Here is a 15,304-nt window from a genome sequence, read left to right on the forward strand (position 1 = left end):
TTTACGAGTCGTTGGTTGCTTAGAATGAGTAAGAGACGGAGGCCGCGATGAAATCACGATCGTTGGTCTCGTTGTAATCGCCGCCAAAATAGTTGGTGTAACTGATGTTGGCTTTGTAAGCGTTCTGGTAAGTGGCCTCGAGCCCCAGACCAATCGACTTGTTGCCTTCCTTGAAGTTGCCGCCTGGATCCGGCGCGTAACCTTTCACGTCGTGGCTCCAGAACAGCCTTGGACGCATGTTGATACCGGCCACGGCATCCGGGTAATCCCAGACAAACAGGGTCCGGTAACCCCAGGAGAACGAGGTCGTGAAGCCGTCGCCGCCACAGTTGGTCGGATTGATATTCAGGCGGGTCGGATCGCCAGACGCGCGGGTCGGATCGTCCTGGTTACCGTTGTCAGGGCCACTGCTACAGAAATCGCCGGTGAAGTTCTCACCTTCCAGCGGTACCGGACCCACACCGTAGATACCAGAGCGGCCGTAGCGGGCCTCAGACTTATCCGCCAGGTCGTGTACATAGGTCGCACCGACTTCCGCCACGATGATGAAGCGGGCTGCACCCATGACACGGTCAATGAAGTGGATTGCGGTGGCCTGAGCCTGGGACACGCCGTAACGGTCGTAGCCATCAACCGCGGTACCTGCGTAGGTACCACCTTTATCGGCCCGGCGCTGTTCCAGCTTACTGATGATCTGGCCATCGGGACCGCGCTGCTGCAGGCCACCGTAGATCAGCTCAAAGGTGTTCCACTGGATCGGCATGTTCGGACGGTAGCTGTACTCCGCGCCGAGCGAAGTGCCGGTGGGCAGCGTGGTGTTGATGCTCACGCCGTAGAGGTCGATACCCTTGGGATACTCGATGAAGTAGCTCGGGAACCGGGATGCAGGCTTGCTCGGATCAAACTGCTGGGTTTCGTCCGCATCCGACGGGTTGTTCACCACACCACTGATGTACGGCAGGCGGCTGTGGTAACGGGTGTAGTACACACCGAACTCAGCGTTCAAATCCGTGGCAAAGTAGCGTGCCGCGACACCGAACTGGTCCTTATCGCCGGGCTCTTTATCGCCAATGCGGGGCGCGATAAAGCCTTCTTCGAAGGCCTGGGAATCCGGCACCTGACCGGCCAGCAGTACCGGGCCACAGCCGTCGGCCGCTACGTCGGCAGACGAGAAGAAGGTGCCGCAATCGTCGATGCGGAACGGCTCCCAATCGGTCTGAACAAAGGCTTCAACGGTAATTTCTTCAGTCACACCCGCTGAGGTGTAGAGCATCTCAACCGGCAGCAGTACGTCTTTCAGCTCGGCACCTGGGGCACGGAACGCCGGCACGTCGATCGGGCTGACAGCGTTGATACCACCCAGGATGAAGGTACTTTCACCCCAGTTGACCACCTGACGGCCGTAACGGATGGATACCGGGGTATCGCCGAAGTACCAGTCGGTGAACACGTAGGCATCCAGCAGATCAACGCCGGAAGCATTGTCTTTTGCCTCGGGGTTCAGCTCACGCTGCTGGCCCACCGGGTCCGTTGCACGCGGGTTATCCTTGAGCTCGAAGTCGTAGTAGTAGCTGGCACGGGCCAAGGCACCGACCCGGGTCAGGGTGTCGCTGTCTGGCGCGTAGTCCAGGAACAGCTCACTGCGACCCCGGGCGATCGTGGAGTAGGGCTCGTTCTTCTCAAAGTTCAGGTTACCGTCGTCGAAGTTGTTGGACGACGCACCTTCGTTGCTGAACGCGAATTCCGGGCCCAGGTTACCCTGGGTGATCAGGCTTTTGTCCTGATTTTCCAAACGGTAGGCGGTACCTACGGTCAGCGTGGTGCTGAAGGAGGCATCAATCTCGTAGATGCTGAAATCGAAGGCTGCTGCCGAGGCCGAAAGGCAGGCCAGTTTCACAGCCACTGCCAGGCGAATCGATTTGGGCAGCTTGGAGTTTTTTGTTGTCATTGCGCTTGCTCCGCAAGTTTTGGGCAAAGCCTCCCCCATATGGCGAGGCTAACGCCCTGATTTACTGGGTTTCGAATGGTTTCCGGGGTAAGGTGGCCCCATGGTACGGGCCACTCCCTGTAATTAGGCGCCGAAGATATCTCCGATGATGTCGCCGGCACCGCCACCGGTGTCACCATCGCCACCTGAATCGCCACCAGAGCCGCCATCGCTGCCGTCACCGGCATCGCTGTTGCCCTCGGCGGAGCAGTCGGTGCCAGAAGTGTCTGCGCCCTTGACCACACAGGGGTTGTCAACGGTCAGGTTGTCCTCGCCATCCTGGGTGAACAGTTCCAGCATCTGTGCAGTCATTTCGGAGAACACCGCACTTGAAGAGAAGGCGTCCGCGCCCTTCTGACCGGCGGAAATCGGATTCCCGTGGGAACCTTCGAGGTACCGAGTGATCAGCGGAAGGGTTGCACCGGCATCCGGCGTGGATTCAGCATTCATCGCAGCCGCCAACGGATCCGTGCCCGCCAGAGGCATATTCTCGCCCTCAATCACGAAACCGGTTTCCGGAATGGTGGTCGCCAGCGGCCCAAGCAGGTATTCAACCGCATCCGCCGCATTTGGAATCGTGTCATCGGTCGGACGGTCGGCGTCGTCTGGAACCCCGACAATCTCGGTCAGCAACACGCGCTCATCTTTATACAGCGGCGCAAAGGCGGTCGGATCGGCGGAATCCAGCAAGCCCTGGAACACGTTGAAGTAGATGTTCAACTCGGTCCGGCCCTGGGTCAGGATGCCGTCGGAGGCGTCATCCAGGCCAGGCAATACACGGGGCGCCACGGATTGGGAGTTCTCCACCAGGCGCGTGAAGCCACCGCCAGTATTGAAGAAATTGGACGCCGTGATCGGGTTCAGGTTGGCGTTGTCGGCAGCAGCAACGTTGGTCACGTAGGGCACGGCCGCGCCGCCCATGCCGCTCAGGGAGTGGGTTACAAAGTAGACTCGGTCGGTGTTGATCTGCAGACCGTTGGTGCAGGGACCACAGTCATTGATGGCATCCTCAATGGCTTGCAGCGACGCATTGACATTAAGCAGGTCCAGAGCGCCCTGGCGCATGTTGTCACGGGTATTGGCGTAGTTGGCAAAGTTCAGGAACAGGCTGCCAGACTCGGGAGCTTCAAGTTCTGCGGCCGCAACTGCATTCAGATCTGCGTCGGCAGCAAAGCCGAAGTGACGCTCTGTAGCCTCGGCTGAAGCTCCGTCCTGCGAGCTGATGGGCGTGAGCCCGACAATGCCGGTATCGAAAATGCCGTGCAGCGGTTGGTCAATACCAATGGTTACGAAGCAATCATCAGCCGCCTCAGCAATACAGGTAAGACCCGCGGCCGTGGCCAATGGCAGGATCGCAGAGCGGTCCGTGGTGGCCGCATGCTGATAGATAATGACCGGGAATCCGCCAGCCGGCGTTGCCTGGGTGTCCTCTGGCGCTGCAACCACGATCGGAACCGAAGTATCAGCGGTTTTGCCGGCGAACGGGAAACGGTAGGAAATACGATCAGACGGTGCCGCATCCAGGCTCTCCTCTCCGGAGAAATCAGCCGACTGCCAGCTAGACGTCTTCAGGACATCACCACTGCCTTCTTCCGGCAGGGCCTGATAATAGGGCAGCGTGATCTCGCCCTCATAAACGCGAATATCCAGGTCGACCGCGAGCCCTCCCAGACCAACACTCTGGCGCAGAGCCGGATTCACATCCCCGCCCTCTTTCTCACTGAAAATGGTCACCGAACGCGGCTTGGGGGAATCCAGCACAGCATCGGCCGCGGTGGCCATGGCCGTCGCGTCCGCTTCGACATCGATATTGGCGTCGGTGGCCATAGCGGTCGCAACCTGAATGGCGTGAGCCAGGCGACGGTCAGCGTCTTCATCCGCCACGACGTCGCTGTACTCCACGGCCGTACCACTGGTGTTGGCATCGGTGAGGATGGTGGCGAGCGCCTCGTCGTACAGACGGAACGAGGTATCGGTCAGCGTCGCGAAAATCGCAGAGTTCAGGTTCGCCTCGGCAGTGCTTGCGCCCTCAGCCAGGGGCTGATCGCTCAGGTTATAGAAGCCGTTAACCAGCTTCACCAGCTCTTCCTGACGCTGGGAAATCTGCAGGGAAGATCGGAAGAAGGTGACTGGGGCCGCGTTGGCCAACAGCACGTCTTCAACCGCCGTGGTGGTGATGGTGGTGGCGTAAGGCACGTCCGCGAAGGTGGCACCGAAGTCGGCGGACTCAGCGAATTCACGTTTGAAGTCGAAGTAGTCCGCCGCCAGCTTACGGGCCGGCAGCATGGCATCGCGGAACGGTGCGAATGCGCCATTCGACAAAATCCGGTCCGGATCAGCAACGGATTGGTAAGTGGGGGAGCCGACCAGCGGTTCTCCGTTGGCGTCCACAATGTCGTTGGTCACAGCCAGCACATACTGGGTCTTGGCGGCCAGCGGGGTCAGCGGCAGGACCCGGATCAGGTTGTTCTGGCCACCATCGATATCCAGCAACTCAACCCGGACCTTTTCAGTCAGCAGGTCGCTGAAGATGGCGTCGGCTTCAGCCGTGTTACCCGCTTCTTCAAGACGCAGGGCTTCCCGATAACGGGCAGCCGGGGTCAGGCCCGGTGCTTCGGCATTCAGCGCCTTGACGGCATCGCCACTGGCGTACTCGACGGGGATCAGGAACACATTCTGGTTCGGATTCGGCACCACTTTGCCATCAACCTCAACGAAGCCCTGAGCATCCAGCGTTTGCTGGCTGTCGAGACTGGCGCTGATTTTAATGTCGATCGGAGCAAGAACAGAGGCCCCATCCAGAAACCCGATACCCTGAGTCACCGGGTTGGCCGGGTCGGTTCCGTTCAGCATGGTGCCGTCGTTGACTTCACTCAGGCCAAACAGCGCATCGCTTGGAATGACAAATTCGGTTTTCAGCGGATCAAACAGTGGGTGAGTGCCTTTAACGGTAAGGCTGCCGTTGATTGTGTACTGGGGGTTGGCGTTCTTATTTGTTTGACCACCGCTGTCAAGACAGCCTGTCAAACCTAGCGTGGCTGCCGACACGGCAGTGAACAACACGTTGCGGATAAACATACTCAATCACCTTTTAGGGTTTTTTGTAGTTCAGCGGATCCTTCGCCTTTGGGATCCTTCCACGTAGGTCTAATTGCAATGGTTCCAACCTTAGTCGGATTTTTTACGGGAAATCTCGTATTTTTTTGTACTGAAGTGTGTCCGAACGGTTCTACCGAGGGTTTTTTTTTGCAGTTTCGGCATACCCCTGAAGTGCCCACACTGGTAAACTCGGCGCTACTAATAGCAACAACATCAGTTTTCTACAGCATGCTGCCCAAGCACGGGCATCATCAGGGGTACACGTTTGGCCTTGCTTCCTTTTCGCCAGTCCAAGTCAAAACGCTTCGAGCGCCTGGTCCACCCACACCTTCGAACCTTGCATACGTTTGCCTTTCGATTGACGGGCAACCAGCACGATGCAGAAGACCTCGTGCAGGATGTCGTGACCAAACTGTTCCCAAAAGTGGACGAGCTTGAGCAAGTGGAAGAGCTGCGACCCTGGCTGCACCGAGTGTTGTACCGCCACTTTGTGGATACCCTGCGCAAACGTCCGACTGGCCGTGAAACCAGCGCCAGCGCCCTGGATCGGCCAGACCAGCAGACCACGTTCCTCGAATCACTGCCCGGCAATGAATTGGACCCCATGAGCCACACTGATAACGATCGGCAGAGCACCCTGCTCCGTCGGATGATCAGTGAATTACAGCCCGACCAGCGAACCCTCTTGCTCATGCACGACTCCGAGGGATGGCGCCAGGAAGACATTGCCGAAGTTTTGGGCGTACCTCTGGGAACCATCAAATCCAGACTTCATCGAGTACGTGCTCAACTGCGCGAAAAATTGCAAAGGGAATTGGAACCTTTTGAGACACCGAGACGTGGATGTCAGTGAGGTGAATGCGATGAACTGCAGCGACTTTAAAGATAATGTTGATGCCCTGGCCGCTGGCGAGGTGTCTGAAACGACCGAACGCACCCTGCGCGACCACGCAGCATCGTGCAACGATTGCGCTATGGCCCTGGCCACCGCGCAGTACATTGCCGAACAGCTGGCTGGTGATCGTGCGCCCGAACCTGACAGCGACTTTGAATCGCGCATCCTGAACCAGGCGACCGGGCGAACCAGAAAATCCGGCCATGCCCCTGTCTGGGGCGGCGCGATTGCAGCGGCACTGGCGGTGGGCGTCTTTATTGGCAGCCAGTTTTCGGCGCCGCCAGCAGGTGTAGATACCGAGGTGGCCGACAGCGCGCTGCCCGCATCGAAAGAAATAGCCAGCCCGCAACAGCAGACGGTCCGTGTGGCTTTTACGTCTGCGCAAGCGGTTGAGAATGTAACGCTTACTCTTGAATTGCCGCCCAACATGGAGCTCACTCCGTTCCCTGGGCGCCATAAGGTGAGCTGGAAAGTGAACCTGAAACCCGGAGACAATCTGCTGGCACTGCCGGTGAACGTGCTCTTCCCGGGCGAAGGGACGCTCGTTGCCCACCTGGGCGATGGCGAAAAGAGAAAGACCTTTAAAACTGACATTGGCAAACCAATGGAGCCATCGTCATGACAGCATGGAAGATACAGACTTCACTGCTCACCAAAGCCCTCTTGATGGGACTGCTGTTGGCGCCGGGGTTGGCGGCGGCACAATCGGATCTCGACATCACCATGCGCATGGTTGCGGATGATGAAGAGCTTGATTCCTCGTTTGTGCAGGAAATGCAGATTCCGGATTCGGTCACCGAGCTGGAAAGTAATGAAGGCTTCGAGACCCTGGATGCAAGCGAGCTCTCAACGGAAGCCCAAGAGCTGTCCGAGAGCCTCTCGCTGCAAGCCCGAGAAACACGAGATGCTCTGGGCGTTGAGCTGCCGGGTGAATCTGAGCTTGAACAACCGGGCATTGAATTGCCGGGGGTAGACCTGCCTGGAGGCGACATGCCTGAGCCGGGTCTGCCTATTGGCGAACTGCCGGATACCGACCTGGATCTGCTGAAAGACGGCACCTCCACTATCGACGGCGTTACCGGCCAATAAAAAGAGCTTGCCCAATACCTCAGCAAGCTCCCCGGATGCGTAACGGAGCCGTTTACGTACTCTTCCCTATTGCTATGTGATTTATCCCTTAGTGTGCTAGGTTAAACCTTTCGTGCCAGAGACATGGGACGTTCGATGTGCTTAACCTTTTCCAGCTTCGAGGGAAATCCGCTTGTTGTCTCGACTTTCTTTGCTGCTGTTGATGCTGTGCCTACTCGCGCAAGGAACAGCCATTGCCGACACCGAAACCTCGACAGCCAAACAGCAGATGCGAGCGGGCATCACCGCCTTTCAGAACAACAATCTTGAGCAGGCCCGGAAGCTCCTGGAGGCCGCCGCAACCAAGCTTGATTCCCGAGCCCTGACCTACAACCTCGGTGTGCTCTATTACAAGCTGGGCGAGTATGACCTGGCGGAGAACAAGTTTCGCCAACTCCTGGACACCAAACAACGCGGACTCGCCTTCTATAACATGGGCTTGGTAGCGCTGGCCCAGGACAACCCTCGTAAAGCCCGTGCCGCCTTCCGCAATGCCGCCATTGAAGGCGCCGAAGACAAACTCGGCAAACTGGCACGCGCCCAACTTAAAGATCTGGGCGATATGCCACCTCCCCGCCAATGGCAGGGCCTGATTTCCCTTGCCGGTGGCTATGAAGAAAACATCGGACTTTTCCCGGACACCGCTCCAAGCAGTGTCGACGACAGCTTTCTGGAATCCGTCGGCGTGGTCTCCGGCTACCCGTTGCGCAAAGGCAACGATGCCATGAAGGCGCAGTTGCAGCTGTATGGTCGGCAGTACGCTGACGAACAGGATTTCAACACCCACCTTGTTCGTCTCGACACGGCCTGGGAACGGTCATCTGCGCCTTATCGATTCAGCCTTGGCATTGGCGGCGACCAGCTCTGGCGGGGCGGCAGCACCCAGGAACAACGGGCCCGACTGTCCGGCCAAGTTGTCACCAGTGCCTGCCAGCTTAGGTCCGAAGCCGCTCGCTGCACGATTTCATTGGATGCCGAACAGGTTTATGCGGACACCCGACTCGACGCCTACGACGGCCAGCACTACCGACTGGACCTGCGCTATAAAGCCAAACAGGATGCCTGGCGCGGCGATGTCCGCTATCGGTTGGATTACGACGATCGGGAAAACTTCGACACCGGCACCGAGTTTTACAGCGTCTCGCCAATGGGTCAGACCCTGAAACTGGGTATTGGCTACGCCTTCACGCCAGCCTTCGAGCTGGGCATGTCGGCAGGTTATCGCCTCAATTATTACCGAAGCGCTCACCGGCTGCAGACGGCCGAGGGCTTGCAGGTGATTAACCGCAAGGATCACCGCTATACGGTGGGCATTGATGGCGAATACCGGGTGAACCGAACGCTTTCCCTGTTGCTGGATGTTCAGCAGGTGGAGAACGACAGCAACATTGCCCGCTACGATTACGATCGGCACACCGCCAGCGTGGGCGTTGCCGTTCGCCTCTAACACCAGCAGCCATCCGAACTGACCTCCAGGTCCTGCCAGGGTCTGGAAACTCCCCGGCGGTCGAACAACCGCCCCTCCCCTGCACAAAGATGATCACTGCGCACCCCAACTACCCATCAACCAACGCTACATATCATTTTTACAACCCAGTTCCGCTTGTCGGTACATACTTCCGTATAAACATTTAATCACTAGTAAATTCGCTGTTAATCCTTCCTTATAGATATCCCTTAAAGCCATTTTTATCGGTTTTAAAGGATTATGTTTCATTGACGTTGACAGGAGCGCCATCCGTGAACGATCATTGGGTAATTCTGCTATGCGGTATATATTTTCGCTGTGACGCCAAACGAGGTTGCCCATGAACATGAACTACACAGCCGAGGAGCTCGCCTTCCGCGATGAAGTACGCGCGTTCCTGGATGACAAGCTGCCGGCGGACATTGCCGCCAAAGTCAAAGCCTTCCGTCCCCTGACCAAGGACGACCATCAGCGCTGGCAAAAGATTCTCAGTGCCCAGGGCTGGTATGCCACCCACTGGCCGGAAGAGTACGGCGGTGTGTCCTGGTCACCGGTGCAGAAACACATCTGGGATGAAGAGTCTTCCCGCTACGGGGTGCCCCGCTCGGTGCCGTTCGGCGTCAACATGGTCGCCCCGGTAATCATCAAGTTCGGCAACGAAGAGCAGAAGCAGACCTACCTGCCGCGCATCCTCAGTGGCGAAGACTGGTGGTGCCAGGGCTACTCCGAACCCGGTGCCGGCTCCGACCTGGCGTCCTTGAAAACCCGCGCGGTGCGCGACGGTGATCACTACATCGTGAACGGTCAGAAGACCTGGACCACGCTGGGCCAGCACGCCAACATGATCTTCTGCCTGGTGCGCACCAACACCGAAGTGAAAGCCCAGGAAGGCATTTCGTTCCTGCTGATCGATATGAACACCCCGGGCATTACCGTACGCCCGATCATCACCCTGGATGGTGAACACGAGGTCAACGAGGTCTTCTTTGAAGACGTCAAAGTACCTGTGGAAAACCTGGTGGGTGAGGAAGACAAAGGTTGGACCTACGCAAAATTCCTGCTGACCTACGAGCGCACTGGCCTCGCCGGGATTGGTCTGTCCAAGGCGGCTCTGGCACACCTCAAGCAGCTGGCTTCACGCCGCCTCAAGAACGGCCGGCCACTGATCGAGGACACAACCTTCAGCCAGCGCATCGCCAAGGTGGAGATTGATCTGACCGCTGCCGGTATCAGCAACCTGCGCATCATCGCCTCGGTTGAAGGCGGCGGTGTACCGGGTGCGGAAAGCTCCATGCTGAAAGTAAAGGGCACCGAAATCCGTCAGTCGATCAACGATCTGGCGCGCCGGGCCATTGGCCCCTACGCCCTGCCGTTTGTAGAGGAAGAGCTGGCCGACGGTTTCGAAGGCGAGTATCTCTCGGACGAGCATGCAGCGCCCTTATCAGCCCACTACTTTAATAACCGCAAGCTCTCGATTTTTGGCGGATCCAACGAGATCCAGAAAAACATCGTGTCAAAAATGATTCTTGGGCTTTAAGGAGGCGACCATGGATTTCCGACTGAATGAAGAGCAGCAGATGCTGCAGGACACCGTGGCCCGCCTGGTTCGCGGTGAGTACAGCTTTGAAAAGCGCCTGGAATTCAGCGAAACCGAAGCCGGCTTCAGCGAGGCATTCTGGGGCCAGCTCAGTGAGCTGGGCTTGACCGCCGTGCCCTTTTCCGAGGAACTCGGCGGTTTTGGCGGCGGTGGCGTTGAAGTCCAGTCCGTTATGACGGAACTGGGCCGCGGCCTGTGCCTCGAACCCTATCTGCAATCGGTCATTCTCGGCGGTGGCCTGATCGCCCAGGCGGGCAACGACAGTCAGCAAGAGCAATGGTTGGGCGGGATTGCCAGCGGCGAGCTGAAAGCGGCCGCGGCCCTGCAGGAACCCCAGAGCTTCTACGACCTGAACGATGTCGCCACCCGCGCTGAAAAGTCCGGTGACGGTTACATCCTGAATGGTCGAAAAGCCGTGGTCATCGCCGGCCACTGCGCCGACCTGATCCTGGTTTCCGCCCGCACCTCTGCCCCCACTTCTGGCGACACCCGTGATGCCGACGGCATCAGCCTGTTTGCCCTGAGCCCGGACACCGCCGGTGTTGAGCGTCGCACCTACCCGACCATTGACGGCTCCAAAGGCTGCGACATCACCCTGAACAATGTTCAGGTGGGCGCAGACGCCCTGCTTGGCGAAGAAGGCAAAGCAGCCGATGTCATCGAATACCAGAGTGGCCGTGCCATTGCGGCCCTGTGTGCCGAGGCCGTGGGCGCAATGGAAGTCGCCAACGAGCTGACCCTGGACTACCTTAAACAGCGCAAGCAGTTTGGCGTACCCATCGGTAAGTTCCAGGTGCTGCAGCATCGCATGGTCGACATGATGTCCGAGCTGGAACAGGCTCGCTCCATGGCAATCCTGGCCGCCAGTGTTGCCGATATCGAGCAAAGCGACGAGCGTCGGCGAATCCTGAGTGCCGCCAAGAACGTCATCGGACGCAGTGGCCAATTCATTTCCGAGAACGGCATCCAGTCCCACGGCGGCATTGGCATGACCTGGGAATACAATTTTGCGCACTACGCCAAGCGGTTGATCACCATCAATCATCAGCTGGGCGATGACGACTTCCACCTTGAGCGGTACGCCAACCTGTTACAGGTCGGCTGACACCGTACGATAGCGAGTCCGGGACCTCCCCCTTCGAGCATGAGGTCCTGTTCAGGGGGTGTCCGCAAGGTCACCCCCTTTTTTGTTCCGATCCACTGAGGTGAACCAATGGCAACAAGCACCGAGCATCCGGAAAACAAAGCCCTGCACAAGGCCGAATGGCAGGTCCGTACTGAGCTGGCCGCCGCCTATCGCTTAGTGGCGCTGTTTGGCTGGGACGATCTGGTCTTTACCCATCTGTCCGCCCGTGTGCCTGGTCCGGAGCATCATTTCCTGATCAACCCCTACGGCCTGCTGTTCCATGAAATCACCGCCTCGTCGCTGGTGAAAGTGGATCAGGATGGCCAGGTGGTGGCCGCTGGAGGCCTGGGTCGGGTCAATCCGGCCGGATTCACCATTCACAGTGCCGTGCACATGGGCCGTGACGATGCCGGCGCAGTCATGCACCTGCACGCCGCCGACGGCGTCGCGGTGTCCGCGCATCGGGACGGCCTGTTGCCCCTGAGCCAGACCGCCATGCTCTGCCTGGACCACCTCAGCTATCACGATTACGAAGGTGTGGCCCTGAACCTGGACGAGCGCGAGCGATTGATCAGCGATCTGGGTAACAAGTCGATGATGCTGCTGCGCAATCACGGGGTGCTGACGGCTGGCGAGACCGTGCCAGAAACGTTCACCTATCTGTACTTCCTGATGAAAGCCTGTGAAATTCAGGTCAAGGCGCAGAGCTGTGGGCCCACCTGGATGCCGTCGGAACAGGCGATACAGACCACCGCCGAGCAATCACAGAATCTGGGTGCCGCGGCCAAGCTAACCTGGCCGGCCCTGTTGCGCCTGCTGGACAGCAAGAACCCCGGCTACGCGGTGTAAACGATAGAACCAACAAGGAGTATGCCGTGCTGACCCCGACACTCGAAGAACTGAACGACTACAAGGGCAAGGTCATCGGCCACAGTCCCTGGCAGACCATATCCCAGGACATGATCCAGGCCTTTGCCGATGCGACCGGCGACCACCAGTGGATTCACGTGGATGTAGAGCGTGCGCGCCGGGAAGCCCCCTGGGGCAGCCCGGTGGCCCATGGCTTTCTGACCGTATCGCTGATTCCGAAGCTGAACACCCAGGTGCTGCAAGTCAGTGGCACCAGCGCCAGCATCAACTATGGTCTGAACAAGCTGCGTTTTCCATCAGCAGTGAAATCCGGTTCGGACATCCGCACCCGGATGGAGTTGCTGGATGTGACCCGAGTGGACGATCAAAGGTACCTGGCCAGCTACCACACCACAGTCGAGATCAAGGGCGAGGAAAAACCGGCCTGTGTCGCTGAAAGCCTGGTGATGTACGTGCTCTAAAGGCAGGGCAGGCACTGCCTGGCAGCAGTGCCTGTTAACAACACCCGGAGCTTAAGCCCGGCCTTCCAGGCTGGCCCGCATCTTCAGGGTCACCAGGACGGTATTCAGGTGTGGCACCGCAATGCCGTTACGTTCCGCCAGAGCCACCACGTTGCCCAACACGGCATCCCGTTCGATGGGACGGTCGTTCAGGTAGTCCAACGCCATGCTGTTCTTGTACGGCGGCATCTTGCGGGTACCCTCGATGTTCTGCTCAATCAGCGACTCCTCCATGGGGTAGCCTTCGGCTTCAGCCACTGCCATCACTTCCCGGATCATGGCCCGAATCAGTGCCTCACCACCCTCGGTATCAAGAATCGTCCGGGTGTCCGCGCCGTTGGCGATCACCGATAGCGGGTTGAACGGGGTATTCCACAGGCATTTGCGCCAGCGCTCACCCACCACGGCCTCGGTCAGGTCCACCTTGATACCGCCCTCGATGAACAGATCCGACAGTGTTCGACAGTCCTCGTTGATACCCTCGGGGTAACTCCCCATCACCAGTTTGCCGTAGGCCTTGTGTTCGACCACTCCGGGCTCGGTGCGGCTGGCGGCAATGAAGGCCAGGCAGCTGATCAGGGGATTATCCGGGTAGGCCTCTGCCAGCTCCCGTTCGATATCCAAGCCGTTCTCGATCAGCACCAGGCGGGTATTGGGCCCCATCCAGGGGCGTACCAGCTCGGCACGGTCGGTGCCCGGCAGTACCTTGACACACAGAATCAGGTAATCCGGCGGCGATTGCGGACAATCACCGTCCCGGTAGACCTGATCCGGCCGATAGGAGAGATCCCCGAGCGGGCTGGAAATACGGATGCCGTTTTCCTTCACCGCCTCGTACTCGGAGCGCACTACGGTGCTGACCGGACAACCGGCCCGTTTCAGCATGGCCCCGTAAAAGCTGCCGATGGCGCCGGCGCCGACGATTAAAATGCTGGGTTTATCAGTCATGCGGTTTTATTCCTGGCTTCCCACTCTTGTTCCTGCAGCGCGCGCCACATCAACTTGCCGGTGGGCGACTTGGGCAACGCGTCCACAAACTCAACAATGGCCGGCACCTTGTAGGCCGCCATCTGTTCCTTGCACCAGCCGGTGATGTCCTCGACCGAGGTGGCTCCCTCGGCCTCCGGGGTCAGCACGATGCAGGCCTTCACGGTTTCGCCGCGCTTGGGGTCGGGAGAGGAGATGATGCAGACCTCGTGGATGGCCGGGTGGCGGTACATCAGCGCCTCAACCTCGGACGGCCAGACCTTGAACCCGGAGGCGTTAATCATGCGCTTAACCCGGTCGACCATGAAGAAATAGCCGTCCTCATCGTAGTAGCCCAGATCGCCGGTGCGAAAGAATTGCTTGCCGTCGATTTCCACAAAGGCCGCCTCGGTTTCCGCCGGCCGGTTCCAGTACCCCTTCGTTACCTGGGGGCCATTGGAGACGATTTCGCCGGTCTCGCCGGGCGCCTTCTCTTCCAGGGTATCGACATCGATGATGCGGCTATCGACATCGAACACCGGGATACCCAGACACTGGGGCTTGGGCTTGGCATTGGGGTTGATGTGGGTGGCCGCCATGGTCTCGGACAGGCCGTAGCCCTCAATGTAATCCAGACCGGTCAGCTTCTTCAGCTTTTCGGCCACGGCGACCGGCATGGCGGCACCGCCACCGCCAATCATATTCAGGCTGGAGAGGTCGTACTGACCGATGTCCGGGTTGGACAGGAAATCCACTGCCATGGTAACGATGTTGGTCCAGCCGGTGACCTTGTAGCGTTCAATCAACCGGGAGGCCGTGGTGCGGTCCCAACGGGTCATGATCACCGAGGTCGCACCACAATAGATGGGGCCGTTCATGGAGCCGGTCATGCCGGTCACGTGGAAGAACGGCAGGGTTGCCAGTTGCACGCTGTTCTGGGTACTCAGGTTCCAGAACACCCGGTGCACGGCCGTGGCCATTACTGATCGGTGCGTGTGCATGCAGCCCTTGGGCGCGCCAGTAGTACCGGAACTGTACGGAATCACCGCCAGGTCATCCGGGCCGGCGGTGTGCTCGGCCGGCACCCGCGCCTCGGCCATGGCGGCTTCCCAGCTCACCAGGCCCGGTACATCGCCGGACCAGGCCGGGGCGGACACCTCCGCCGGCAGCTTCAGATCAGTATCCGGCTTGATGTAGGTGCTGTAGGAGGCCACCACTACGCGCTCCAGATCGGTCTCCGCCAGCAGCGGGGTAATAAAGCCCTCCAGCTCCTGACCTGCCAGGCACACGTGGGCTCCGGTATCGGCAATGTAATGCTCCAGCTCGGCCGAACGGTTCATCGGGTTAACCGGAATGACCACCGCGTCTGCACGCAGGATGGCGTAGTAAGAAATCACGTACTGCGGCGAGTTCTGCATGTACAACAGCACCCGATCACCCTTCTGCACGCCCTGGGACTGGAGGTAACCGGCCATGGCCTCAACTTCCGCCAACAGGCGACGGTAGGTGATGGGGGCGTCGTAGAAGATGATCGCAGTATGATCCGGAAACCGCCGCGCCGAGATCTCAAGGTTGGTGAAGAGGCTGGTCTTCGGCAAGGTCATGGTTTTTGGCAGTTCGTGCGGCCATACCTTGTAGTGGCGTGTGAACATGTTTGCTGTACTCCCA

At 58.9% G+C, this 15,304-nt stretch carries 12 protein-coding genes; 8 read left to right on the forward strand and 4 right to left on the reverse strand.

Annotation, left to right across the window (positions count from 1 at the left end; all coding sequences use genetic code 11):
• Positions 1 to 19: 19 nt before the first annotated feature.
• Both FGO67_RS01460 and FGO67_RS01465 read right to left on the reverse strand, forming a co-directional pair.
• Complete coding sequence (locus FGO67_RS01460; protein WP_203298965.1) at positions 20 to 1,948, reverse strand: DUF1302 domain-containing protein; 1,929 nt, start codon at positions 1,946 to 1,948, stop codon at positions 20 to 22.
• Between the two features lie 123 nt (positions 1,949 to 2,071).
• Complete coding sequence (locus FGO67_RS01465) at positions 2,072 to 5,065, reverse strand: hypothetical protein (RefSeq protein ID WP_203298966.1); 2,994 nt, start codon at positions 5,063 to 5,065, stop codon at positions 2,072 to 2,074.
• 286 nt (positions 5,066 to 5,351) lie between these two features.
• Here FGO67_RS01465 and FGO67_RS01470 point away from each other — a divergent pair, with 286 nt between their 5' ends.
• The 8 genes from FGO67_RS01470 (at position 5,352) to FGO67_RS01505 (ending at position 12,631) form a co-directional block, all read left to right on the forward strand.
• Positions 5,352 to 5,939 carry an RNA polymerase sigma factor gene (locus FGO67_RS01470; RefSeq protein ID WP_203298967.1) on the forward strand — a complete coding sequence of 196 codons (588 nt, stop codon included), beginning with the start codon at positions 5,352 to 5,354 and terminating at the stop codon, positions 5,937 to 5,939.
• Entirely contained in the window at positions 5,911 to 6,603 is a 693-nt protein-coding gene (locus FGO67_RS01475; protein ID WP_203298968.1) for an anti-sigma factor family protein, read from the forward strand. The genes FGO67_RS01470 and FGO67_RS01475 overlap by 29 nt, the downstream gene beginning before the upstream one ends.
• Positions 6,600 to 7,070: a hypothetical protein gene (locus FGO67_RS01480; protein ID WP_203298969.1), complete on the forward strand. Its 471-nt coding sequence runs from the start codon at positions 6,600 to 6,602 to the stop codon at positions 7,068 to 7,070. The genes FGO67_RS01475 and FGO67_RS01480 overlap by 4 nt, the downstream gene beginning before the upstream one ends.
• 172 nt (positions 7,071 to 7,242) lie before the next feature.
• Positions 7,243 to 8,556 (forward strand): outer membrane beta-barrel protein, encoded by a 1,314-nt coding sequence (locus FGO67_RS01485; protein WP_203298970.1) that lies wholly within the window; start codon positions 7,243 to 7,245, stop codon positions 8,554 to 8,556.
• Positions 8,557 to 8,917: 361 nt separating this feature from the next.
• Complete coding sequence (locus FGO67_RS01490; protein ID WP_203298971.1) at positions 8,918 to 10,114, forward strand: acyl-CoA dehydrogenase family protein; 1,197 nt, start codon at positions 8,918 to 8,920, stop codon at positions 10,112 to 10,114.
• Between the two features lie 10 nt (positions 10,115 to 10,124).
• A complete protein-coding gene (locus FGO67_RS01495) occupies positions 10,125 to 11,279 on the forward strand; it encodes an acyl-CoA dehydrogenase family protein (protein ID WP_203298972.1) in 1,155 nt (384 codons plus the stop codon).
• Positions 11,280 to 11,387: 108 nt separating this feature from the next.
• Entirely contained in the window at positions 11,388 to 12,149 is a 762-nt protein-coding gene (locus FGO67_RS01500; RefSeq protein WP_203298973.1) for a class II aldolase/adducin family protein, read from the forward strand.
• 26 nt (positions 12,150 to 12,175) lie between these two features.
• Positions 12,176 to 12,631, forward strand: a complete 456-nt coding sequence (locus FGO67_RS01505) for a MaoC family dehydratase (protein ID WP_203298974.1) — start codon at positions 12,176 to 12,178, stop codon at positions 12,629 to 12,631.
• A 51-nt stretch (positions 12,632 to 12,682) separates the two neighbouring features.
• Here the strand turns inward: FGO67_RS01505 and FGO67_RS01510 are convergent, their stop codons facing one another.
• A complete protein-coding gene (locus FGO67_RS01510) occupies positions 12,683 to 13,618 on the reverse strand; it encodes a ketopantoate reductase family protein (RefSeq protein WP_203298975.1) in 936 nt (311 codons plus the stop codon).
• Positions 13,615 to 15,288 (reverse strand): long-chain fatty acid--CoA ligase, encoded by a 1,674-nt coding sequence (locus FGO67_RS01515; RefSeq protein WP_203298976.1) that lies wholly within the window; start codon positions 15,286 to 15,288, stop codon positions 13,615 to 13,617. The genes FGO67_RS01510 and FGO67_RS01515 overlap by 4 nt, the downstream gene beginning before the upstream one ends.
• Positions 15,289 to 15,304 lie beyond the last annotated feature (16 nt).

This window comes from Marinobacter sediminum, assembly GCF_016820575.1.
GTDB classification, from domain to species: domain Bacteria; phylum Pseudomonadota; class Gammaproteobacteria; order Pseudomonadales; family Oleiphilaceae; genus Marinobacter; species Marinobacter sediminum.